The organism is Specibacter sp. RAF43, assembly GCF_052114065.1.
Classification (GTDB): domain Bacteria; phylum Actinomycetota; class Actinomycetes; order Actinomycetales; family Micrococcaceae; genus Specibacter.
Map to the genome: position 1 here is coordinate 1 of NZ_JBFREA010000022.1, position 21,768 is coordinate 21,768.

At 68.3% G+C, this 21,768-nt stretch carries 19 protein-coding genes and 1 pseudogene; 13 read left to right on the plus strand and 7 right to left on the minus strand.

Annotated features, from left to right (window positions below):
• Both AB4Y80_RS12410 and AB4Y80_RS12415 read right to left on the minus strand, forming a co-directional pair.
• Positions 1-1,416 (minus strand): DEAD/DEAH box helicase (locus AB4Y80_RS12410; protein ID WP_442214505.1); only part of this gene is annotated, 1,416 nt, incomplete at its 3' end.
• A 253-nt stretch (positions 1,417-1,669) separates the two neighbouring features.
• Positions 1,670-2,698, minus strand: coding sequence for an Lrp/AsnC family transcriptional regulator (locus tag AB4Y80_RS12415; RefSeq protein WP_442214555.1), 1,029 nt, complete (start codon positions 2,696-2,698; stop codon positions 1,670-1,672).
• Between the two features lie 154 nt (positions 2,699-2,852).
• Between AB4Y80_RS12415 and AB4Y80_RS12420 the strand changes: the two genes are divergently transcribed.
• From AB4Y80_RS12420 to AB4Y80_RS12440, 5 genes are all read left to right on the plus strand, one after another.
• Positions 2,853-4,085, plus strand: coding sequence for a M20 metallopeptidase family protein (locus tag AB4Y80_RS12420; RefSeq protein ID WP_442214506.1), 1,233 nt, complete (start codon positions 2,853-2,855; stop codon positions 4,083-4,085).
• Positions 4,086-4,103: 18 nt separating this feature from the next.
• Positions 4,104-5,408, plus strand: a complete 1,305-nt coding sequence (locus AB4Y80_RS12425; RefSeq protein ID WP_442214507.1) for an MFS transporter — start codon at positions 4,104-4,106, stop codon at positions 5,406-5,408.
• Positions 5,409-5,532: 124 nt separating this feature from the next.
• Positions 5,533-6,453: a tRNA (guanosine(46)-N7)-methyltransferase TrmB gene (trmB, locus tag AB4Y80_RS12430; RefSeq protein ID WP_442214508.1), complete on the plus strand. Its 921-nt coding sequence runs from the start codon at positions 5,533-5,535 to the stop codon at positions 6,451-6,453.
• A gap of 71 nt (positions 6,454-6,524) precedes the next feature.
• Positions 6,525-7,082, plus strand: coding sequence for a DUF5655 domain-containing protein (locus tag AB4Y80_RS12435; protein WP_442214509.1), 558 nt, complete (start codon positions 6,525-6,527; stop codon positions 7,080-7,082).
• 187 nt (positions 7,083-7,269) lie between these two features.
• Positions 7,270-10,671 (plus strand): DEAD/DEAH box helicase, encoded by a 3,402-nt coding sequence (locus AB4Y80_RS12440; RefSeq protein WP_442214557.1) that lies wholly within the window; start codon positions 7,270-7,272, stop codon positions 10,669-10,671.
• Between the two features lie 115 nt (positions 10,672-10,786).
• Here AB4Y80_RS12440 and AB4Y80_RS12445 read toward each other — a convergent pair whose 3' ends face one another.
• The 4 genes from AB4Y80_RS12445 to dnaK all read right to left on the minus strand — a co-directional run bounded on the left by AB4Y80_RS12445 (position 10,787) and on the right by dnaK (position 14,813).
• Complete coding sequence (locus AB4Y80_RS12445; RefSeq protein WP_442214558.1) at positions 10,787-11,233, minus strand: heat shock protein transcriptional repressor HspR; 447 nt, start codon at positions 11,231-11,233, stop codon at positions 10,787-10,789.
• A gap of 43 nt (positions 11,234-11,276) precedes the next feature.
• Positions 11,277-12,257 (minus strand): DnaJ C-terminal domain-containing protein, encoded by a 981-nt coding sequence (locus tag AB4Y80_RS12450; protein ID WP_442214510.1) that lies wholly within the window; start codon positions 12,255-12,257, stop codon positions 11,277-11,279.
• A gap of 94 nt (positions 12,258-12,351) precedes the next feature.
• Complete coding sequence (locus AB4Y80_RS12455) at positions 12,352-12,909, minus strand: nucleotide exchange factor GrpE (RefSeq protein ID WP_442214559.1); 558 nt, start codon at positions 12,907-12,909, stop codon at positions 12,352-12,354.
• A gap of 32 nt (positions 12,910-12,941) precedes the next feature.
• Positions 12,942-14,813, minus strand: coding sequence for a molecular chaperone DnaK (gene dnaK / locus AB4Y80_RS12460; RefSeq protein WP_442214512.1), 1,872 nt, complete (start codon positions 14,811-14,813; stop codon positions 12,942-12,944).
• Between the two features lie 243 nt (positions 14,814-15,056).
• Here dnaK and AB4Y80_RS12465 point away from each other — a divergent pair, with 243 nt between their 5' ends.
• Positions 15,057-15,881 (plus strand): methyltransferase domain-containing protein, encoded by an 825-nt coding sequence (locus AB4Y80_RS12465; protein WP_442214513.1) that lies wholly within the window; start codon positions 15,057-15,059, stop codon positions 15,879-15,881.
• A 23-nt stretch (positions 15,882-15,904) separates the two neighbouring features.
• Here the strand turns inward: AB4Y80_RS12465 and AB4Y80_RS12470 are convergent, their stop codons facing one another.
• Complete coding sequence (locus AB4Y80_RS12470) at positions 15,905-16,420, minus strand: DinB family protein (protein ID WP_442214514.1); 516 nt, start codon at positions 16,418-16,420, stop codon at positions 15,905-15,907.
• A gap of 107 nt (positions 16,421-16,527) precedes the next feature.
• Between AB4Y80_RS12470 and AB4Y80_RS12475 the strand changes: the two genes are divergently transcribed.
• From AB4Y80_RS12475 to AB4Y80_RS12505, 7 genes and pseudogenes are all read left to right on the plus strand, one after another.
• The gene (locus AB4Y80_RS12475) at positions 16,528-16,857 is read left to right on the plus strand and encodes an ArsR/SmtB family transcription factor (RefSeq protein WP_442214515.1); all 330 of its coding nucleotides are present in this window, start codon (positions 16,528-16,530) and stop codon (positions 16,855-16,857) included.
• On the plus strand, positions 16,857-17,585 hold the full coding sequence (locus AB4Y80_RS12480) for a cation transporter (protein WP_442214516.1): 729 nt from the start codon (positions 16,857-16,859) through the stop codon (positions 17,583-17,585). Before AB4Y80_RS12475 ends, AB4Y80_RS12480 begins: the two co-directional genes overlap by 1 nt.
• A 37-nt stretch (positions 17,586-17,622) precedes the next feature.
• Positions 17,623-17,817, plus strand: a pseudogene (locus tag AB4Y80_RS12485) (ArsR/SmtB family transcription factor); the annotation flags it as partial.
• Positions 17,814-18,311 carry a GNAT family N-acetyltransferase gene (locus AB4Y80_RS12490; RefSeq protein ID WP_442214517.1) on the plus strand — a complete coding sequence of 166 codons (498 nt, stop codon included), beginning with the start codon at positions 17,814-17,816 and terminating at the stop codon, positions 18,309-18,311. The pseudogene AB4Y80_RS12485 and the gene AB4Y80_RS12490, both read left to right, overlap by 4 nt.
• A gap of 79 nt (positions 18,312-18,390) precedes the next feature.
• The gene (locus tag AB4Y80_RS12495) at positions 18,391-19,011 is read left to right on the plus strand and encodes a LysE family transporter (RefSeq protein ID WP_442214518.1); all 621 of its coding nucleotides are present in this window, start codon (positions 18,391-18,393) and stop codon (positions 19,009-19,011) included.
• 37 nt (positions 19,012-19,048) lie between these two features.
• Positions 19,049-19,534: a low molecular weight protein-tyrosine-phosphatase gene (locus AB4Y80_RS12500; protein WP_442214519.1), complete on the plus strand. Its 486-nt coding sequence runs from the start codon at positions 19,049-19,051 to the stop codon at positions 19,532-19,534.
• The gene (locus AB4Y80_RS12505; RefSeq protein ID WP_442214520.1) at positions 19,527-21,731 is read left to right on the plus strand and encodes a chorismate-binding protein; all 2,205 of its coding nucleotides are present in this window, start codon (positions 19,527-19,529) and stop codon (positions 21,729-21,731) included. The genes AB4Y80_RS12500 and AB4Y80_RS12505 overlap by 8 nt, the downstream gene beginning before the upstream one ends.
• The last annotated feature ends 37 nt before the right edge of the window (positions 21,732-21,768 follow it).

Genomic DNA, 21,768 nt, shown 5'->3' on the forward strand with positions numbered 1-21,768 from the left:
GAACCGGGCGGCGAACCGGGCGGCCTGCGGCTGACCCTCGCGACGCTCCGAGCGGTTGCCCGCGTCGCCGGCGGAAGCGTCTGCGGACACGCGGCCGCGGCCGCCGCGGCCGCCGCGGCCACCAGCCGTGGGGGACGCGCCGCGGCGGGCGTGCTTGCGCTCGGCGTTGGCCCCGGTGGAATGTCCGCCACCCTGCACGGGGGCCTTGGCGGCCAGCAGGGCCGCCCGGGTGCGGGGGTCGATCTTCTCGGCAACGTCGCCCACCAGCGTCGCGATGACGGGCGAGCTGGCCGTGACCCGCTCAAAGTTGACGTCGACGCCGGCGGCCTTCATGAGCTTCTTGACGTCGCTTTGTTGTTCGGGCAGCGTCAGGGTGACAACGGTTCCGTCGTGCCCGGCGCGGGCCGTGCGGCCCGAGCGGTGCAGGTAGGCCTTGTGTTCGGTGGGCGGGTCGACGTGGATGACCAGTTCAATGTCGTCCACGTGCACGCCGCGGGCGGCCACGTCGGTGGCCACCAGGACGCGCACGCCGCCGGTGGAGAATTCCGCCAGGTTGCGGTCGCGGGCGTTCTGGGACAGGTTCCCGTGCAGGTCGACGGCGGGGATGCCGGCGTCGGTGAGGGTCTTGGCCAGCTTGCGGGCGTGGTGCTTGGTGCGCATGAAGAGGATGCGGCGCCCGGCGCCGGAGGCCAGCTCGACGATGACCTGCTTCTTCACGGTCTGGTCGCTGACCACCAGCACGTGGTGCTCCATGGTGGAGACGGCGGCCTTGGCCTCGTCCACCGAGTGGGTGAGCTGGTTGGAGAGGTAGCGTTGGACGATCTTGTCCACGCCGTTATCCAGCGTGGCGGAGAACAGCATGCGCTGGCCCTGGGTGGGCGTGGTGTCCAGCAGGCGCTTGACGACGGGCAGGAAGCCGAGGTCGGCCATGTGGTCGGCCTCGTCGAGGACCGTGATCTCGACGCTTTCCAGCGAGACGATTCGCTGCTTCATGAGGTCTTCGAGCCGGCCCGGGCAGGCGATGACAATGTCGACGCCGGCGCGCAGCGCCTTTTCCTGGCGGGCCTGGGACACGCCGCCATAAATCACCGTGGTGTTCAGGCCCATGGCCTTGGCCAGCGGCTCAATGGTGTTGTTCAGCTGCGTCGCCAGCTCGCGGGTGGGGGCCAGGACCAGGCCCAGGGGGCGGCCCGGCTTGCGGAAGTACGGCGCCTCACGCTCGGCCAGGCGGGCCACCAGCGGGATGGCGAAGGCGATGGTCTTGCCGGAGCCGGTGCGACCGCGGCCGAGCACGTCCCGCCCCGCCAGCGTGTCCGGCAAGGTCTTGACCTGGATGGGGAAGGCCTCTTCAATGCCGTCGGCGGCGAGAGAAGCGACGATTTCCTTGGGCGCACCAAGGGCAGCGAAAGTTGTCATAAAGGGTAGGGAATCTTTCTTAAGGCGGTTCAACGTCCCACGATCAGTTTTGACCACGGGTTCGCCGATTCATTGCCAGAGCGTGTCAACCACGAATGCACTGGGCCGCAAAATCCGGCCCGCTCCAGGAGCTGGCAATAAAACATGTGGGACAAGTTGAATGCGTTCATCGACGCAGAATGCGCATGGCGCGCATTAAGTAATGCCATTCTAGCAGTCGCCCGACGCCGGCCACGCACCCGGGTGCCCCACCTCACCCTTCCGCCGGGATGATCCCCCGGTCGAGCCCGTCCGGCCCCGGTCCGGCCGCCGTGCCGTCCGGTCGCAGAATCCAGCCCACCCGCTTGGCGCAGGAGAGCATCACCACGCTTTCTTGGAGCTCAATGCCGGGAATGTTTTGCTGCAGCGTCAGCTCCACGTCCATGACGTCGGCCACCGAATGCAGCCACATGATGACGGTGAAATTGCTGTGCCCGGTGGTGGAGGCAACGAACCGGACGTTTCGCAGGCGCCGCAGCGTGGCCGCGGCGTTCTCATGCTGGCCCGGGGGCACCTTGACGAACCACTGGCACGTGACGGGGTAGCCGGAGAGGCTTTGGGCCATTTCGCAGCGGAAGGACAGGATCCCGGAGGCCAGGACGCGGTTGAGCTGGCGCTGCACCGTGGCGGGGGTCCGCCCCAGCGCCCGGGCCATGGCCGCGGCGGTGGCCCGCCCGTCCCGGGCAAGGAAGGGCAGCAGGTCGAGGTGGCCTGGCGGCAGGTGTGCGGGCCCGGTATCCGCACGGACCAGGGCCTGCATCTGTTGCTGCTTGTGACGCGAGAGCACGTTCAGCCGCCACGAGCTGCCGTTGACATGCTGCCGGGTGCACAGCGATGTCTGGTAGCCCAGCACGCCGTCAACGCCCCGGATCCGAGGGATGATCTCCCCGCTCAGGTGCGCCAGCGAATTCGTCAGGACGGTGAGCATCAGGGCCCGGTTGCTCGCCGTCTGTTCCACGGTGATGATCTCCGGCACCGCGCTTAGCGCGGCCACCACGCGCGACTGTCCCTCCATGCGGCAGTCCACGCCGATGAACGCGAGGGAGACCGCCAGCGGATCGCCGGCCCGGTGGGCCGTGATCCAGGCGGCCCCGTCGGCCGTCAGGCGCTCCCAGCGTGCGGCCGCGCTGGTCGGATGGACGCCGAGCACGGCGCCCACCTCCACCCAGCCGGCGCGCGGGGCGATCTGCAGGGCGTGGATCAGCGCCAGGTCCTCTTCGCTGAGCGGGGCATGGGTCTCCATCACGTGAACCCTTCAACAGCTGCCATGCACCCCGAAAAAGTGGTGCATGAAAATTAGTGAATGAATCAATTATCTGCATTGTTCCAGTGATTTGGATAGTTGTGACAGGAATCACCCCACACTGGAAGGACCGCCGAACCCCACAGGAGTTGCCATGTCCCTCACCGCCGCAGACCTCACCGCGGACCTGATCCGATTCCGCCACCTGATGCACCAGGAGCCGGAGATCGGCCTGGATCTTCCCCGCACCCAGGAGAAGGTCCTGACGGCCCTGGACGGCCTGGGCTACGAGATTTCCCTGGGCACTGAGACCACCTCCGTGACGGCCGTGCTCCGCGGCGGCGGCGCACCCGCGGGCCGGCAGAAGCCGGTGGTGCTGCTGCGCGCGGACATGGATGCGCTGCCCGTGCAGGAACGCAGCGGCGTCGACTTCACCTCCCGCATCGACGGCGCCATGCACGCCTGCGGCCACGACCTCCACACCGCCATGCTCACCGGCGCCGCCAGGCTGCTGGCCGACCGTCGAGAACAACTTGCCGGCGACGTCGTGCTCATGTTCCAGCCCGGCGAGGAGGGGTTCGACGGCGCGTCCGTCATGATCCGAGAGGGTGTCCTGGACGCCGCCGGCCGCCGCGCCGACGCCGCGTTCGGCATGCACGTCTTCTCCGGCCTGGTCCCGCACGCGCAGTTTTGCACGAAGCCGGGCGTCATCATGAGCGCCTCCGACGGCCTGGTGGTGACGGTGCGCGGCGCCGGCGGCCACGGCTCCGCCCCGCACATGGCCAAGGACCCGGTGCCCGTGATCACCGAGATCGTCACGGCGCTGCAGGTCATGGTCACCCGCCAGTTCAACATGTTTGACCCGGTAGTGCTCACGGTCGGGCTCTTGCAGGCCGGCAGCAAGCGCAACGTCATCCCCGAAACGGCCCATTTCGAGGCCACCATCCGCACCTTCTCCGAGGAGTCGCAGGAACGGATGCGCCAGGCCGCGCCACGGCTGGTGCGCCACATCGCCGCCGCCCACGGGCTGGAGGTGGAGGTCGACTACCAAACGGAATACCCCGTCAGCATCACCGACGTCACCGAAACCGAACATGCCGAGCACATCATCGCCGGCATGTTCGGCACCGAGCGGCTCACGCGCCTGGCCAACCCCATCAGCGGCTCGGAGGACTTCTCCCGTGTCATGGCCGCCGTCCCCGGCACGTTCATCGGCCTCAGCGCCGTGGCGCCGGGGCAGGACCCCACCACCACCGCCTTCAACCATTCCCCCTATGCACTGTTTGACGACTCCGTCCTCACCGACGGCACCGCCCTGTACACCGAGCTGGCCATCAGCCGGCTGGGCTCCCTCTCCGCCGCCGCGGCGGCGTCCACTCCCCGCTAATCGAACGAAAGTTCCCTCATGACTACAGCAATCACCCCGCAGTCCGGCACGGCGACCGGCCACCCCAGAATGTGGCGCACCCTGCTCGGCACCGGCATCGGCAACGCCGTCGAGTGGTACGACTGGGCCGTCTATGCCACCTTCACGCCCTTCCTGGCCGGCGCCCTGTTCAACCCGCAGGAYCCCACCTCGGCGGTGCTGTCCACGCTGGCGATCTTCGCCGTTGGCTTCGTCGCCCGACCGTTCGGCGGGTTCCTGTTCGGCTGGATCGGGGACCGGATCGGGCGCAAGTCCTCCATGACGCTCGCCGTCGGGCTGGCCTCCGTGGGCAGCCTGCTGATCGCCGTCGCCCCCAGTTACGGGTCCGTGGGCGCCTTGGCCTCCGCGACCCTGCTGATCGCCCGGCTCCTGCAGGGGCTGGCGCACGGCGGCGAGCTGCCGTCCTCGCAGACCTATCTCGCCGAGATGGCGCCGAAGGAAAAACGCGGCTTCTGGGCGACCCTGATCTACACCTCCGGGACGGTGGGCATCCTGTTCGGCACCCTGCTCGGCGCCGTCATGACGGTGGCCCTACCCAAGGTGGACATGCAGGCCTGGGGCTGGCGGGTGCCGTTCGCCATCGGCGCCGTGCTGGGCCTGTACGCGCTGTTCATGCGCTCCCGGCTGCACGAATCCGACGTGTTCACCAACGAGGACGCCAAGGCCAAGCGGGCGCCGATCTGGCCGCAGATCGTGCGCCACCGCAAGCAGGCGCTGCAGGTGATCGGGCTGACGGTTGGGCTGACAGTCATCTACTACATCTGGGGCGTGGTGGCGCCGAGCCACGCGGCCACGGCCCTTGGCATGGACCGCGGCGCGGCCCTGTGGGCCGGGGTCATCGGCAACATCGTCTTCATCACCGCCCTGCCGTTCTGGGGCAAGCTCTCGGATGTGATCGGCCGCAAGAAGGTGCTGTGGGCCGGCGCACTCGGCGCCGCCGCCCTGCACTTCCCCATGACGTGGCTGCTCAAGGACCAGCCGTGGGAGCTGGCCGTGAGCATGTCGGTGATGCTGATCTTCATCGCCGCCAGCGCCTCCATCATCCCGGCCGTCTACGCCGAGATGTTCCCCACCAGCATCCGCACGGTGGGCGTGGGCGTCCCCTACTCCATCTGCGTGGCCCTCTTTGGCGGCACCGCACCGTATCTGCAGGCCTGGTTTGGTTCGATCAACCTGGCGGGGATGTTCAACATTTACGCTGTCTTGCTGCTGGTGGTCAGCGCCGTGTTCGTCTTCACCATCCCGGAGACCAGGGGCAAGGACCTGGCCGAGGACCCCGTGTAGGCCGGTGAGTGCCTAGATAAGGCGGTTCCCGGCCCCGGGAACCGCCTTATCTAGGCACTCACGGCGGGGGCGGGTGCGGGAAACCCGGCCGATGGGCTCCCGGGACCCCGGTACGCTTAACCCGATGAGTGAAAACCCAGTGTCAGTCCCCGCCGCACCCGAGAGCGCCCCCGCGCACGAGGGCACGGCACCGCGCACGCACGACGGCTCGGCCCGCCCCGTCACCCCGGGCAGCCAGGCCGCGCAGGGCACCTATCATGCCCAGCCCGTCTCGTTTGTGCGCCGCGGCACGCGCCTGCAGGGGCGTCGGCAAAAGGCGTGGGACGACCACTCCGCGACCCTGGCGGTCGATGTCCCCCGGCACATTGCGGACACCTCCGTGCACCCGGACTACACCTTTGAGGCGGCCGCCACGTTTGGCCGCACCGCCCCGCTGATCGTGGAGATCGGCTCCGGGCTCGGCGAAGCCGTGGTCAACGCCGCCAAGCACAACCCGGAGAAGGACTTCCTGGCCGTGGAGGTCTACACGCCGGGCCTGGCCCAGACCATCCAAAAGATCGTCTCCGCGCAGCTGAGCAACGTCCGCGTGGTCCAGGCGAACGCGCCGGAAGTGCTGCGCACCATGCTGCCGGCCGGGTCTGCGGCCGAGGTCTGGGTCTTCTTCCCGGACCCGTGGCACAAGACCAAGCACAACAAACGCCGCATGGTCAAGGACACCTTCGCCCCGCTCGTGGCCCGGGTCCTGGCCCCCGGCGGCCTGTGGCGGCTGGCCACGGACTGGTCCGCCTATGCCGAGCAGATGCGCGACGTCGGCGCCGCCGCCACGGATTTCTTAAACGTGCACGACGGCGAACGCGCCGGTGCCGCCAGTCCGCTCACCGAGGCGCGGCGCACCGGCGTCGACTGCGACGTGAACTCTGAGCCCGACGACATTGGCGGGTGGGCGCCGCGCTTTGACGGGCGCATCCTGACAAGTTTTGAAAACAAGGCCCACAAGGCCGGCCGGGTCATTTTCGACCTCACCTTCCTGCGGAAGTCGGCATAGGGTGGCGCCATGAGCCCGCAAGCCCCGCAGTCCCCGCCGCCCCCACCCCCGCCTTCAAGACCTGGCAGACCATGCTGGATCACAACACGGCACTGCTCGCCCGCCGAACGGGACGGGACGTCACCTGGTGGTTGGCCGCCGCCCGGGCGGAAAACCTGCCCTCCGCACGGGCCACCCGGGGCTGGCTGGCGGATCACGGCGTCACGGGCTACGCCCAAAACCCGGTCATGTGGGAGCTGTACGGCTACCCGGACTATTTCCTCAAGGACGCCGCACAGCTGCTCGAGGGCCAGTACGCCGACCGCCCGCAACTGCGCCCGATCGCCGACGCGGTGATCGAGCTGGTGCTGGGCTGGGCGGACGACGGACGGGGCGCCGTGGACATCTCGCTGCGCAAGACGTACGTTTCCCTTCACACGCCGCGACGCAAGTTCGCCCAGGTTACCCCCGGCACCAAGACCGCAGTCGACATCTTCCTGCGCCTGGACGAGCCGGCGCGCGGGCGGCTGGAGGCCGTCAAGACGCGGGCACAGGACCCGTTCACCCGCAAGATCAGGCTCCGCGGGCCCGCCGAGCTCGACGCCGAGGCGGCCGGGATCCTGCTGCGCGCCTACCGGGCCAACACCTGAGGGAGGTGCGCCAAAGGCTGCCAAATCACGCCAATCTGCCCCCTTGACGGCGTGTGGGGAAGCCGGAAGGTGAAACCGCCGACCAATCCCGCCTAAGATTGGTTAGATGTGGTTCCGTTCCTTGGACCGCACAATTTCCGTTAGGAAGAAAAGTTCTGTGACGTATTCCTCCGCTGGTTCGCAACAGATGCTGACGCGAATCGCCGAGTTCACATCCAATTCCATTGCCGCCGGCTGCGACTACGCCGCCGACGGCAGGGTCCAGGACATCACCCTGGAACCGGCCACCGGACTGTTGTCCGGAAAAGTCATGGGCACCAAGCCGTACAAATCCACCGCCAAGCTGGTCCGCGCGCACGACGGCGTCATCGCCTGCCGGGTGGGCATCTGCAGCTGCCCCGTCCGGCAAAACTGCAAACACGTGGTGGCGCTGATCGCGGCCGCCGAATCCGACCCCGCCTTCCAGGACTTCTTCGTCCCCGAGGACGTGCACCAGGAGCCGACGTTCCTGGAAAGCCTGCTGGCCAACGCCAAGAATGGCCGCGGCCACACCGCCGACGGCGGGCGCACCGGCACCATGGATACATTCGACGCCGAGCCCAGCTGGGAGACCACGCTGGCGGAGCTGCTACCCCCGACCGCCGCCGCGCCGAGCCCGGACACCCCCGCGCTGGCGCTGCAATTTGAACTGCAGGTCCCGCCGCCGCGTTTCTCCTACCGCGGCAAGGGCGGCAAGGTGGCCTCCGCGCCCATCCTCAACGTCCGGCCCGCGGTCATGGGATCGCGCGGCAAATGGGTCAAGAGCGGCATCAGCTGGAACACGCTGGGCTACCTCAGCTATGGGCGCAAGCATGATCCGGCCCAGTTGGAATGGCTCAGCGAGTTCCTCTCCGCGCACAGTCCCCGGCAATACAGCCACAGCATTGCGGCGTCGTGGCTGGCCCTGAACGATTTTGCCGGGCGCAACCTCTGGCAGCTGCTGGCCGAGGCCGCCAAGCGCGGAGTGGCGCTGGTCCAGGCCGGCACCGGGGATCCCGTGCGCGTGTGCAACGACGACGCCAGGGTGCAACTTGACGTGTCCCGGGCGGCCGCCGGCGGGCTGGACGTGGGATCCCTCATCGAGGCGGCCGGGGTGCCCGTCACCGAGACGATCGTGGGCACCATCGGCTCGCCCGCGCACGGGCTGTTCTTCAGCGACCAGCCCGACCACGGCGAGAAGCCGGGCGCCGGCGTCGTGCGCGGCACCATCACCCTGGCCCCGCTGGCTGCGGCAACTTCGGCCCAGATGCTCGAATTCGCGCTGCGCCGGGAATCCGTTCACGTCCCGGCGGAGGGTGAGGAGAAGTTCCTCACCCACTTTTACCCGCAGCTGAAGCAGACGGCGCCCGTGGTGTCCGCCGACCACTCCGTGGAGCTGCCCGCCTACGTCGAGCCGGCGTTGTCGCTGCTGGCCGCCTACGGCGACGACCACACCCTGCGCCTGCACTGGGAGTGGCACTACCAAGTGGGGAACCGGATCAACTCCCGGCCGCTGTGGCCGGAGCCCGGCGAAAACGGGGTGCGGGATGCCGGCGCCGAGGAGCGGATCATTGCGAGCCTGGGGCAGCCCTGGGAGGATGTGGCCGCCATGGGCGCGGCCGCCAACAACGCCTGGGGCGAGCCGCGCCTGGCCGGTTCCGCCGTGGTGACCGGGCTGGAGACCATGGTGTTCACCGAAACGGTGCTGCCGCGCCTGCGCGAACTCCCGGACGTGCTGGTGGAGACCAGCGGCGACATCGCCAGCTACCGGGAAGTCACCGAGGCGCCGATCGTCACCATCTCCACGCACGCCACCGACGAACGCGACTGGTTCGACCTGGGCATCGTCATCACGGTCGAGGGCCAGTTTGTCTCCTTCGCCGCCGTGTTCTCGGCGTTGGCCGCCGGGGCGTCCCGCATGCTCTTGCCCAGCGGCGCCTACTTCTCGCTGGACCGCCCTGAACTGCACCAGCTCCGGGCGCTCATTGACGAGGCCCGCGGGCTCAACGACACCAAGGACGGGGAGCTGCGAATCAGCCGCTTCCAGGCCGGGCTGTGGGACGAGCTGGCCCGGCTGGGCATCGTGGACGAGCAGGCGGAGGCGTGGCGGAAGTCCGTCACCGGGCTGCTCGACGGCGGTGCCCCAGTGCCACTGCCCACTCCAGAGACGCTGAATGCCACCTTGCGCCCGTACCAGCGCGACGGCTTCAACTGGCTGAACTTCCTGTATACGCACGGGCTCGGCGGGGTGCTGGCCGACGACATGGGCCTGGGCAAGACCGTGCAGGCGTTGGCGCTGATTTGCCAGGTCAAGGCCGCCGGCGGCAACGACAAGCCCTTCCTGGTGGTGGCCCCCACCTCCGTGGTGGGCAACTGGGCCAGTGAGAGCATCAAGTTCGCCCCGGGCCTGAAGGTGGTCACGGTCGGTGAGACGTTTGCCAAGAGCGGCCTGGATGCGGCGGCGTTCTTTGCCGGTGCGGACATTGTCATCACCTCCTACGCCCTGTTCCGGATCGACTTTGCCGAATATGGGCGCCAGCCCTTTGCCGGGCTGATCCTGGACGAGGCCCAGTTTGTGAAGAACCACCAATCCAAGGCGTACCAGTGCGCGCGCAAGCTGAACGCACCGTTCAAGCTGGCCGTCACCGGCACGCCGCTGGAAAACAACTTGATGGAGCTGTGGACGCTGCTCTCCATCGTGGCGCCGGGCCTGTTTCCCAGCCCCAAGCGCTTTGCCGAGTTCTACCAGCGGCCCATTGAAAAGAACGGCAACGCCGCGCTGCTGACGAAGCTGCGCGCCCGGGTGAAGCCGCTGATGCTCCGGCGCACCAAGGAACAGGTCATCAAGGACCTGCCGGCCAAGCAGGAACAAATCCTGGAGGTCGAGCTGAACCCGCGGCACCAAAAGGTGTACCAAACGCACCTGCAGCGTGAGCGGGCGAAGATCCTGGGGCTCTTGGAGGATGTGAACAAGAACCGCTTCACCATCTTCCAGTCCCTGACCCTGCTGCGCCAGCTCAGCCTGGACGTCTCCCTGGTGGATGACGGCCTGGCCGGCGTGCGCTCCTCCAAGCTGGACGTGCTCTTTGAGCAGTTGGAGGATGTGGTCAAGGAGGGCCACCGGGCCCTGATCTTCAGCCAGTTCACCGGCTTCCTGGGCAAGGTGCGCGAGCGGCTCATCGCCGAAAGCATCGACTTCACCTACCTGGACGGGTCCACGCGCAACCGGGCCGCCGTCGTCGAGGATTTCAAGACCGGCACGGCCCCGCTGTTCCTGATCAGCCTCAAGGCCGGCGGGTTCGGCCTAAACCTGACCGAAGCGGACTATGTGTTCATCCTGGACCCGTGGTGGAATCCGGCGTCCGAGGCCCAGGCCGTGGACCGCACCCACCGGATTGGGCAGAAGAAGAACGTCATGGTGTACCGGCTGGTCGCCAAGGACACGATCGAGGAAAAGGTCATGGCGCTCAAGGCGAAGAAGTCGCAGCTTTTCACCGATGTGATGAGCGGGGACTCGCTGGCCGGCGGGGCGCTGACGGCCACGGACCTCGCCGGCCTGTTCCGCGACTAACCCTCCCACCACGAACTGACCCGCCCACCACGAACCGACCCCCCCATCACGAACTGACCCGCAAAAGATGTCGAAAATCGCCGATTTTCAGGCAATTTTCGACATCTTTTGCGGGTCAGTTGTTGGCGCCGGGACGCCAGACCACCAGGGCCTGGCTGCGGGCCCGCGGGCGCTGGCCCCGGGCCAGGGCCACGATGTCGTCGCCGGTCAGGCCGGCGGCAAAGATCCTGGTGTTTTGCCGGGGCGGCCGGGATCGGACCTCGACCGAGACGGCCGCCAGCTCCGCGGTCAGTTCATTGACCCGGGCCCGGAGCGCTTCCACCTGGTTTTCCAATTGCATGATCCGGCGGATGCCCTCAAGTGAGACGCCCTCCTGGGACAGGCGCTGGACCTCGCGGAGCATTTCAACGTCGTGCTGGGAGTACCGCCGCGACCGGCCGGGGGCGCGGCTGGGCTTGACAATGCCCAGGCGATCGTACTGGCGCAGGGTTTGCGGGTGCATCTCCGCCAGCTCCGCGGCCACGGAGATCACAAAAATGGGCAGGTACGGGTCGGTGATGATGGCGATCTCCTTTCCTGCGGGTGAGCGGCTCGCATCCCGGTGACTACAGTTTTGCCTTGTCCTTCAGCGCTTTCCGGGGGTCGCCATCGGCGGTGGCCGCGGCAAACGCGCGCACCGCATCCTCGGCTTCCTTGGTCAGTTTTTGGGGCACGGCCACATCAATGGTGACCAGCAGGTCGCCTTCGGCCTTGGCCGTCTTGACCCCGGCACCCTTGACCCGCAGCGTCCGCCCGGACGGCGTCCCGGCGGGGACCCTGACCTTGACGGTGTCGCCGTTGAGCGTGGGGACCCCGATGTCCGCGCCAAGGGCCGCCTCGGGGAAGGTCACCGGCACGTGGATGCGGATGTTGTTGCCGTCCCGGACAAAGACCTCGTGCGGTTTGACGTTTACCGTCACCACCAGGTCCCCGGCGCCGGCCGGGCCCGATTGGCCCTTGCCCCGGACCCGGACCTTTTGGCCGTTCTTGATGCCGGCCGGGATCCGCACGTCGATGACGTCGCCGTTGGGCTCCCGCAACCCGATCTTGGTGCCCTTGATGGAACCGGCAAAGGAAATGGTCGTCGACGCCGTCCGGTCCGCGCCCTTGGTGGCCGGGGGCTGGTAGCCGCCAAAACCGCCGCCGCCGCCAAAGAGGTCGGCGAATTCCGGGGGAAGGCCGGAGCCGTTGAACGTTTGCGGACCGCCGCGGGGCGCGCCGCGGCCGCCGCCGAAAAGGTCACCGAAAATGTCCTCAAAGCCGTTGCCGGCACCCTGGCCGCCGGCACCGCCGGCCCGGAAGCGGGCGCCGCCGCCCATGGCACGGATGGCGTCATACTGTTCGCGGTCTTCCTTGCTGGAAAGCACGGAATACGCTTCGGAGACGTCCTTGAAAGTCTTTTCCGCCTTGGCATCCCCGGAGTTTGTATCCGGGTGGTACTGGCGGGCGAGCTTACGGTAGGCCTTCTTGATGTCGGCGTCCGATGCATCTTTGGATACCCCAAGGATCTTGTAAAAGTCCTTCTCGACCCAGTCCTGACTTGCCAAGACGCCTCCTTTTCCTATGTTCGTAGTCTAAAGCTCTGCGCTCCGATCAAAGCTGTGCGGTGGTCGATCCCCAGGATCGACCACCGCTGGCACGCTATTCCGGTACGGCGACAACCACCTGGGCGGCGCGCAAGATGCGTTCGCCGGACTTGTAGCCGTTGCGCAGGACCTGGCTGACGGTGTCAACCTCGACGTCGGCCGCCGGCTGCTGGATGAGCGCCTCGTGCACGGTCGGATCGAACGGGACGCCGGTGGCGTCAATTCGTTCCAGCCCGTACGTGGCCAGCGCTGCCTCCAGCTTGGTGGCGATGGCCGCGAAGGGGCCGTCGACGAGGTCGCCATGGGCACGACCGGCGTCAATGTCATCGAGCACCGGCAGCAGCGAGTTCAGCACGCCGATGACGGCCATCTGGCCGGCCACCGCCCGGTCACGCTCAACGCGCTTGCGGTAATTAACGTACTCGGCCTGCAGGCGCAGCAGGTCGTTCTTCAGCTCGGCGGCTTCCTCGGCCCCGGTCTTGACGGGCTCGGCCTCCGGCGTACCCAGGCCGTTGAGGATCTCCTCGGCCTGGGAGAGTGCATCACCGTTGGGGGTCGCGGCGGGCTCGACCACGGGCTCGGCGGGATCCGCCACGGGATCGTTCTCCGGCATGCCCTCTTCGGGGTATTCGGACTCAGACATGGCTACTTCTTCTCGTCTGCGTCTTCGTCGATGATTTCCGCATCAACGATGTCCTCGTCGGCGGCGCCGTCCGAGGAGGCGCCCGCGTCGGCTTCGCCGTCGTTCGCGGCGGCACTGTCGGCCGAGGCGGCGGCGTAGATGGCCTCGCCCAGCTTGGACTGGGACGCCTGCAGCTTCTCAAACGCGGTCTTCACCGCGGCGTCGTCGTCACCGGCCAGGGCCGTCTTGAGCGCCTCGACGTCGGCCTTGACCTCGGTCTTGACGGCCTCGGGGAGCTTGTCGTCGTTTTCGGAGAGGATCTTATCCACCGAGTAGTGCAGCTGCTCGGCGCTGTTGCGCAGATCGGCGGCCTCGCGGCGGGCCTTGTCCTCCGCGGCGTGCTCCTCGGCCTCGTGCACCATGCGCTCAATGTCGTCCTTGGACAGGGCGGTGCCGCCGGTGATGGTCATCGATTGCTCCTTGCCGGTGCCCTTGTCCTTGGCGGAGACGTGCACGATGCCGTTGGCGTCGATGTCGAAGGTCACCTCAACCTGCGGGACGCCGCGCGGCGCCGGGGCGATGCCGGTCAGCTCGAACGTGCCCAGCGGCTTGTTGTCGCGGGTGAACTGGCGCTCGCCCTGGAAGACCTGGATGGCCACGGACGGCTGGTTGTCGTCAGCCGTGGTGAAGGTCTCGGACCGCTTGGTGGGGATGGCGGTGTTGCGCTCGATCAGGTTGGTCATGACACCGCCCTTGGTCTCGATGCCCAGGGACAGCGGGGTGACGTCGATCAACAGGACGTCCTTGCGCTCGCCCTTGAGGACGCCGGCCTGCAGGGCGGCGCCCACGGCCACGACCTCATCCGGGTTGACGCCCTTGTTGGGCTCCTTGCCGCCGGCCAGTTCCTTCACCAGGTCATAGACGGCCGGCATGCGGGTGGAACCGCCCACCAACACGATGTGGTCGATGTCGGAGACCTTGATGTTGGCTTCCTTGATGACGTCGTTGAACGGCTTCTTGGTGCGCTCGAGCAGGTCGCTGGTCAGGTCCTGGAACTTGGCCCGGGTCAGCTGCTCGTCCAGGTGCACCGGACCGTCGGGGGTGACGGAGAGGTACTGCAGGGAGACGTTGGTGCTGGTCGAGGAGGAGAGTTCCTTCTTGGCCTGCTCCGAGGCTTCCTTCAGGCGCTGCAGGGCGATCTTGTCCTTGGACAGGTCGATGCCCTTGACCTTGAGCTGGTTGAGCAGGTGGTCCACGACGCGCTGGTCCCAGTCGTCGCCGCCGAGGCGGTTGTCGCCGTAGGTGGCGCGGACCTGGATGGTGGAGAAGTCATCCTCGTCCTTGCCGACTTCGAGCAGGGACACGTCGAAGGTGCCGCCGCCGAGGTCGAAGACCAGGATGAGCTCGTCTTCCTTGCCCTTGTCCAGGCCGTAGGCGAGGGCGGCGGCGGTGGGCTCGTTGACGATGCGCAGCACGTTCAGGCCGGCAATTTCCCCGGCCTCCTTCGTGGCCTGGCGCTGGGCGTCGTTGAAGTAGGCCGGGACGGTGACCACGGCGTCGGTGACCTTCTCGCCCAGGTAGGCTTCGGCGTCGTTCTTGAGCTTCATCAGGATGCGGGCGGAAATTTCCTGCGCCGTGTACTTCTTGTCGTCGATCGGCACGTTCCAGTCGGTGCCCATGTGGCGCTTGACGGATGCGATGGTGCGGTCGATGTTGTTGACGGCCTGGCGCTTGGCGATCTCCCCGACCAGGACCTCGCCGCTCTTGGAGAAGGCGACGACGGACGGGGTGGTGCGCCCGCCCTCGGCGTTGGCGATGACGGTGGGCTCGCCACCTTCGAGCACGGAGACGACGGAGTTGGTGGTTCCGAGGTCAATACCTACGGCACGTGACATAAGTGTGGTTCCTTTCATGGGCGCTGTGCGAACAAGTCCGCCATCGCRGCGGCTTCACCCAACCAGCGGGTATTGAGCGTTCTGCACTCAACTTTACTCGGGCTGTTCGGGGTGTCAAATAAAGTTGAGTGTGGTTGGCTCATGTTTCGATTTGGGCTGACGGGGACGACGCCGGCCGGCGGGTTAGCGTCCACCCACCAGCCGGTGCTGGCCCCTGAATTCCGGCAAGGGTACGCTCCCTGTATGAGCGAGGAATTCAGCACCGAGTCCCAGGATGTTTATACGCACGGGCATCATGAAAGCGTGCTGCGATCGCACGCCGCACGGACGGCGGCGAATTCCGCAGCCTACCTGATTCCCCACCTCACGCACGGGCTGCGGGTGCTCGACGTCGGCTCCGGCCCGGGCACCATCACCGCCGATTTCGCCCGGCTCGTGGCGCCCGGGGAGGTGCTGGGCCTGGATCGGTCGCCGGAGGTGGTTTCCGCCGCCACCGCCCTGGCCGCCGAGGCGCATCTGCAAAATCTCAGCTTTGACACCGGGGACATCTACGCCCTCGATTTCCCGGACAGCTCCTTCGACGTGGTGCACGCCCACCAGGTCCTGCAGCACCTGACCGATCCCGTGGAGGCGCTGCGGGAAATGCGCCGCGTGGCCAAGCCCGGCGGCATCGTGGCGGTGCGGGACGCGGATTTCCACGGCATGTCCTGGTACCCGCAGCTGCCCGAACTCGACGAATGGATGGAGCTGTACCAGCAGCTGGCCCGGCACAACCACGCCGAGCCGGACGCCGGACGGCGGCTGATCCACTGGGCGCGGGCCGCCGGCTTCACCGACGTGACGCCGTCGTCGGCCAACTGGCTGTACGCGACGGCGGAACAGCGCACCTGGCACGCAGGGGTGTGGGCGGACCGGGTGACGCACTCGGCGTTTGCCGAACAGGCCGCGGCCCACGGACTGGCCGACGCGGCCCTGCTGGAGCGCATCTCCGCCGGGTGGCGCACCTGGGGCGCGTCTGCCGACGGCTGGTTCCTGATCCCCAACGCGGAAATCATCGCCCGGGCGTGAAAACCCGCCACGGCGTGAAACCCCTACAGGGAGAGTTGCCGGGCGTGGAAATCGAAGTGCCGCGTGGGGTAGGCGTACACGTCAGCCAGTGACATTCGCGGGGCAAAGAACGGATCCCAGTTGCTGGGGAAGTCCATGGCCCGGGCCAGCGACGCCGGGGTCTCCCGCTCCAGCCGCCCGGCCAGGGCACGTGTGGTCTTCACCAGCTTCCGGCCCATGCGGCGCCGGTTGAAGACAAGCGCCGCGGCCCGGGAGCCCCAGTAGTTCACCACGTCGAAGGGCCGCGTGGAGGCGTTGAGCGCCCGGGCAAATGCGCGGCCGAGAGGGCGCGGGAGTCGGCTGACGATGCGGACCAGCGGCAGCAGCGCCTGGACCACCATGTACCCGAAGACCATGTGGAACAGCAGTTCCTCATTGGTCCACTTGGTTCCGGCGCTGCGTTTGCGCAGTTGGGTGGGCGTGGCCCGTGCCAGCCGGATCTCGAGCTCCCGGCAGGCGCGCCGGTAGTCGGCGACAATCTCTTCTTGCAGCGCATCCATCGTCATCCTCCGCCCGGGCCGCTGCGCCCTCATGCCCTTATTGTGCACCCCCCTGAAACAATCCGTTCACCATTTATTGAATTCAAGAATTTGTGTACAATCGAGGCATGGAAACCGTTAGGCACTCGAGCGTGCTGGGCAGGTTCGGGCACGCCCTCTCGGACCCCAAGAGGGCGCGGATTCTGCTCACGCTCCGGGATGCCCCCGCATATCCGTCCGAGCTGGCGGAGACCCTCGGCATCAGCCGGCAAAGCCTGTCCAACAACCTGGCCTGCCTGCGCGGCTGCGGCCTGGTGGTCGCGGTGCCGGAAGGGCGCCGGACCCGGTACGAGCTCGCGGATCCGAAGATCGGCCACGCCCTCGCGGACCTGCTGGAGGTTGTGCTTGCGGTCGATCCACAATACTGCGCGGCCGCGGCGACCGACGGGTGCTGCTAATGGCGGGCGCCAACCTGCTCGGACGCCCGCTTCCCACCACCGCCCGCCGGGGCGTGCTGAACCGGCGGATCCGGCTGTTCGTCGGCGCCACCATCACCTACAACGTCATCGAGGCCATCGTCGCCCTGGGGGCGGGCGCCGGCGCGTCATCCAGTGCCCTGATCGGCTTCGGGCTGGACTCCGTGGTGGAGGTTTCCTCGGCCGCCGCCCTGGCCTGGCAGTTCAGTGCCCGGGATCCCGAGACCCGGGAAAAGACGGCCCTGCGCATCATCGCGGTCTGCTTTTTCGCGCTGGCCGCCTTCGTGGCCGCTGACGCGCTCGCCTCCCTCGTGGGCGGGCGGGAGGCCGCACACTCCACCCCCGGGATCATCCTGGCCGCGGTCAGTTTGGCGGTCATGCCGCTGCTGTCCTGGGCGCAACGGCGAACGGGCCGGGAACTGGGGTCCCGCTCGGCCGTGGCGGATTCGAAGCAGACCCTGTTGTGCACCTACCTCTCGGCAGTGCTGCTGGCCGGCCTGCTCCTGAACAGCGTCCTGGGCTGGTCCTGGGCCGACCCCGTCGCCGCCCTGGTGGTTGCCGCCGTCGCGGTGAAGGAGGGACGGGACGCCTGGCGCGGAGAGGCGTGCTGCAGTCCAATTCCGGGCCCGGAGCGGCCCGACGAGGACTGTGCCTGCTGCCACCCGGCCGGGACGCCCGCTATATCGACCGCCGTCAATCCGCGGGCATAATGGTTACATGAACGCCGCACACGCCCCCGAGACGACCGCCGGCGACGGCGGCGAGGCCTGTGTCTGCGACCTCACCGAACCCCTGGCGCTGGGCCAACCCACCGTCTCCCACCACCTGAAGATCCTCGTGGAGGCGGGGTTGCTGAACCGGGAAAAGCGCGGCACCTGGGCCTACTACTCGCTGGTGCCCGGGGCGCTGGAAACCGCGTCCGAAAGCATCATGGCCCTGTGAACGCCGCCATTCGGGACATGGCCGCGGCCGATTGGACCGCCGTCGAACGGATCTACGCCGCCGGCATTGCCGGCGGCAACGCCACCTTCGCCCAGGCCCCGCCGTCCATGGCGGAGTTTTTTGCCGCGAAGATTCCGGCGCTGAGCCTGGTCGCCCTGGACGAGAAGGACGCCGTGCGGGGCTGGGTGGCGGCCACTCGCACCTCCACCCGGGAGGTCTACCGCGGCGTCATCGAGCATTCCGTCTATGTGGACCCGGCGGCGGCGGGTCAGGGCGTGGGCCTGGCCCTCCTCAACGGTTTGGCCGGGCGGGCGCGGACGCTGGGTTATTGGACCATCCAGTCCTCCGTCCTGGCCGGGAACCTGCCCAGCCTGGCGCTGCACGAGAAGGCCGGCTACCGTCGCGTGGGGCGGCGCGAGCGGATCGGGCTCATGGGCTACGGGCCGCATGCCGGGCAGTGGCGGGACACGATCTTGCTGGAACTGCGCCTGTAGCCGGGGCGGCATTTTCGGAAACCGTCCACCCTGCAAACACTGCGACGGCCCAGGCGCGCGCGCGTCGTAAACTTGGCTGGTGCAATTCTCCTTGTGGCTGGCCCTTGCCGGCGCCGGCGCCATGATCAGCCTGACTCCGGGCGCGGGCGCCATCAACACCATGTCCAATGCGCTGGTCTCCGGCTTCCGGCGCTCCATCTGGGGCGTGCTGGGCCAGCAGTTGGCGTTGGTCATCCACGTGATCATCGTCGCGGCCGGCGTGGGCCTCATCGTCTCCAGCTCACCGTTGCTGTTCATGCTGATCCGGTATGTTGGCGCCGCCTACCTGGTGTATCTGGGTGTGCGGAAACTGCTGGCCAAGGCCGAGACCGACGACGGCGCCGGCGCACCCGCCGCCGTGGAGTCCGGGTACTCGATGTTCCGCCGCGGCCTCTGGGTGAACCTGCTCAACCCCAAGGCGATCGTGTTTTTCCTGGCGTTCATGCCGCAGTTCATCCGCCCCGACCGGCCCATGCTGGCCCAGTACCTGATCCTCACGGCCACCGTGGTGGCCATCGACATCATCGTTATGTGGTTCATCTTCGCCGCCGGGGCCAAGCAGCTCACGCATCTGACCTCCAGCGAGCGCGGGCAGCTGACCCTCAACCGGATCTTCGGCATCTTGTTCATCGGGGTGGGCGTCCTGCTGGCCCTGATCTGAACCCGTCCGGGCGCCGGGGCGCCGATAGACTGATTCCATGACGTCGACCTACCGGATCATCACCGTCTGCACCGGCAACATCTGCCGCTCCCCCATGGCGGAATTCATGATGGCGCGGGCCGCGGCGGATGCCGGGCTGAACGTGGCCGTGGACTCGGCCGGGACGACTGCGTGGGAGGTGGGCAACCCGATGGACCAGCGGGCCCGGGACGTCCTGGCCCGGCACGGCATTGCCGCCGACGGCCACCTGGCCCGCGAGTTCAACCCCGCCTGGTTCGCCGACCGGGACCTGGTCCTGGCCCTGGACGTTGACCACTTCAATGCGCTGCGCGCCCTCGCCCCCAGCCCCGAGGCGGCGGCCAAGGTGCGCATGCTGCGCTCCTTCGACCCCGCCGTCGCGGGCGCGGACCCGCAGGCGCAGGGCATCTACGACCCGTGGTTCGGGGACCACAGCGACTTTGAGGTCAGCTGGACGCTGATTTCCGCGGCCATCCCCGGCATCCTGGCCTTCGCCCGTGGCTGATGCGCCGCGGCCCGTGATTATCGCCGTCGACGGGCGCTCCGGCGCGGGCAAGACCACCGTTGCCCTGGAGCTGGCTGCCCTGCTGCGCCGCCACCGCACGGTCTCGCTCTTCCACCTGGAAGACATTTATCCCGGCTGGGACGGGCTGGCGGCCGGGGTGGATCGGTATGTTTCCACCGTCCTGGCGCCGCTGAGCCAGGGACGTGACGCCCGTTGGACGGCCTGGGACTGGGCCGCCCAGTACGACGGCGACTCGCGCACCACCGCCGCGGCCGACGTCGTGCTGGTCGAAGGAGTGGGGGCTGCCCACGCCAGCGCCCTGCCCTTTTTGGACGTGGTGATCTGGGTGGAGGCGCCGGCGCTCCAGCGCAAGCAGCGCGCCCTGGACCGCGACGGCGAGACCTACGCCCCGTTTTGGGACCGCTGGGCCGCACAGGAGAACCTGCTTTTTGCCGGCGGCGCCGTGGCGGCCACGGCGGACATCGTGGTCGACGGCGCCGCCGGGGTGGCCGCCGCGCCGGAACAGGTGCTCTCCGCGCTGACCGAACTACCCGCCCTGGAACCGGTGCTGGCCCCCGAACTGGCGCGGCGGCGCGGGCTGGAACTATCCGTTGAACGGCTCGAGGTTCACCCCGCGGGGCCCGCACTTTTTGCGGCGCTGTACGGGCAGTCCGCGAACGCGGTGTGGCTGGACAGCTCCATCGCCGACGGCGTGGGCACAGCCGACAGCGTGGGCACAGCCGGCGCGGGCAGCACAGCCGACGGCGTGGGCACAGCCGACGGCGTGGGCACAGCCGGCGGCGTGGGCACAGCCGGCGCGGGCGGTTCCGGCCGGGGCGCCCCCATCGCGCCCGGCGGCCTCCCGCCGGGACGGTCCAGATTTTCCATCATGGCGGACGCCGACGGATGGTTTGGCCGCACGGCCGAGCACTCCGGCGGCGTGACGACGGTGCGGGCCGGGCAGGTCACCGCCCGCATCCGGGCCCCGTTCTTCCGGTGGCTGGACACCGTCTGGGGCCGGAAGGCGGTGCGCGCGCCGGAGCACTACCCGGGCGACTTCACGCTCGGCTGGCTGGGCTGGCTCGGCTATGAGCTCAAGGGCGAAACGGGCGGCGCACCGCCACCGGCCGACTTGCCGCACCCGGCCGCGCCGCCGGCGGCGGCACTGCTGTTCGCCGGCCGGGCGGTCGTCCTGGACCATGAGCTGCGGTGCGTTTTCCTGCTCACGTTGACCGAGGCCAATCATCCTCTCACCCGGGCCGAAGCGGCCGCATGGAGGGCGCAGGTGCGCGCAACGGTGGCGGACCTGCCTGCCGCGGGCGCCCCTGCGCTGCCGCCGGCCCCCGCGTTCACGCTGCGCGACGGCGAGGCGCGGTACAAGGCCATGATTTCCGCCTCCCGGGCCGAAATCCGGGAGGGAAACTCGTACGAGATCTGCCTGACCACGCAGCTGAGCGCGCACGCCGCCGGCCGGGTGGACGCGTGGGAGTGCTACCGGGCACTGCGCCGGCGCAGCCCGGCCCCGTTCGCCGCGTTCTTGAAGTTTGGCGGCGTGGCGGTGTGCAGCACCTCCCCGGAGCGGTTCCTGCGGATCGACGCCGCCGGACTGATGCGCGCCGAACCCATCAAGGGCACCCGGCGCCGCGACGCCGATCCGCTCGTGGACGCGGCGCTGCGGGCCGATCTGGCGTCCTCGCCGAAGGACCGGGCGGAGAACGTGATGATCGTGGACCTGCTGCGCAACGATCTCTCGCACTTCGCGCTGCCGGAGACGCTCACGGTGCCGCGCCTGTGCGCGATTGAAAGCTACGCCACCGTCCACCAGCTGGTCAGCACCGTCGAGGCGCGGCTGGCACCCGGCAGCTCACGGGCGCAGGCGCTGGCCGCCGCGTTCCCGGCCGGGTCCATGACGGGTGCGCCAAAGATCAGCACCATGGCCATCCTGGACCGGCTGGAGGGCGCGCCGCGCGGCATCTATTCCGGGGGCATCGGCTATTTYTCGCTCAATGCGGCCATGGATCTGTCCGTCACCATCCGCACCCTGGTCCTGCAGGACACCGACGACGGCGGCACGCACCTTTCGCTGGGCGTGGGCGGGGCCATCACGGCGGACTCGGACGACCACGCCGAGTGGTTGGAGATCCAGGCGAAGGCGTTTGGGGTCCTCTCAACGCTGGGTGCCACGTTCCCGGGCTGACGGCGGCCGGCCGGGCTCAACCGTTATGCGCAAAACC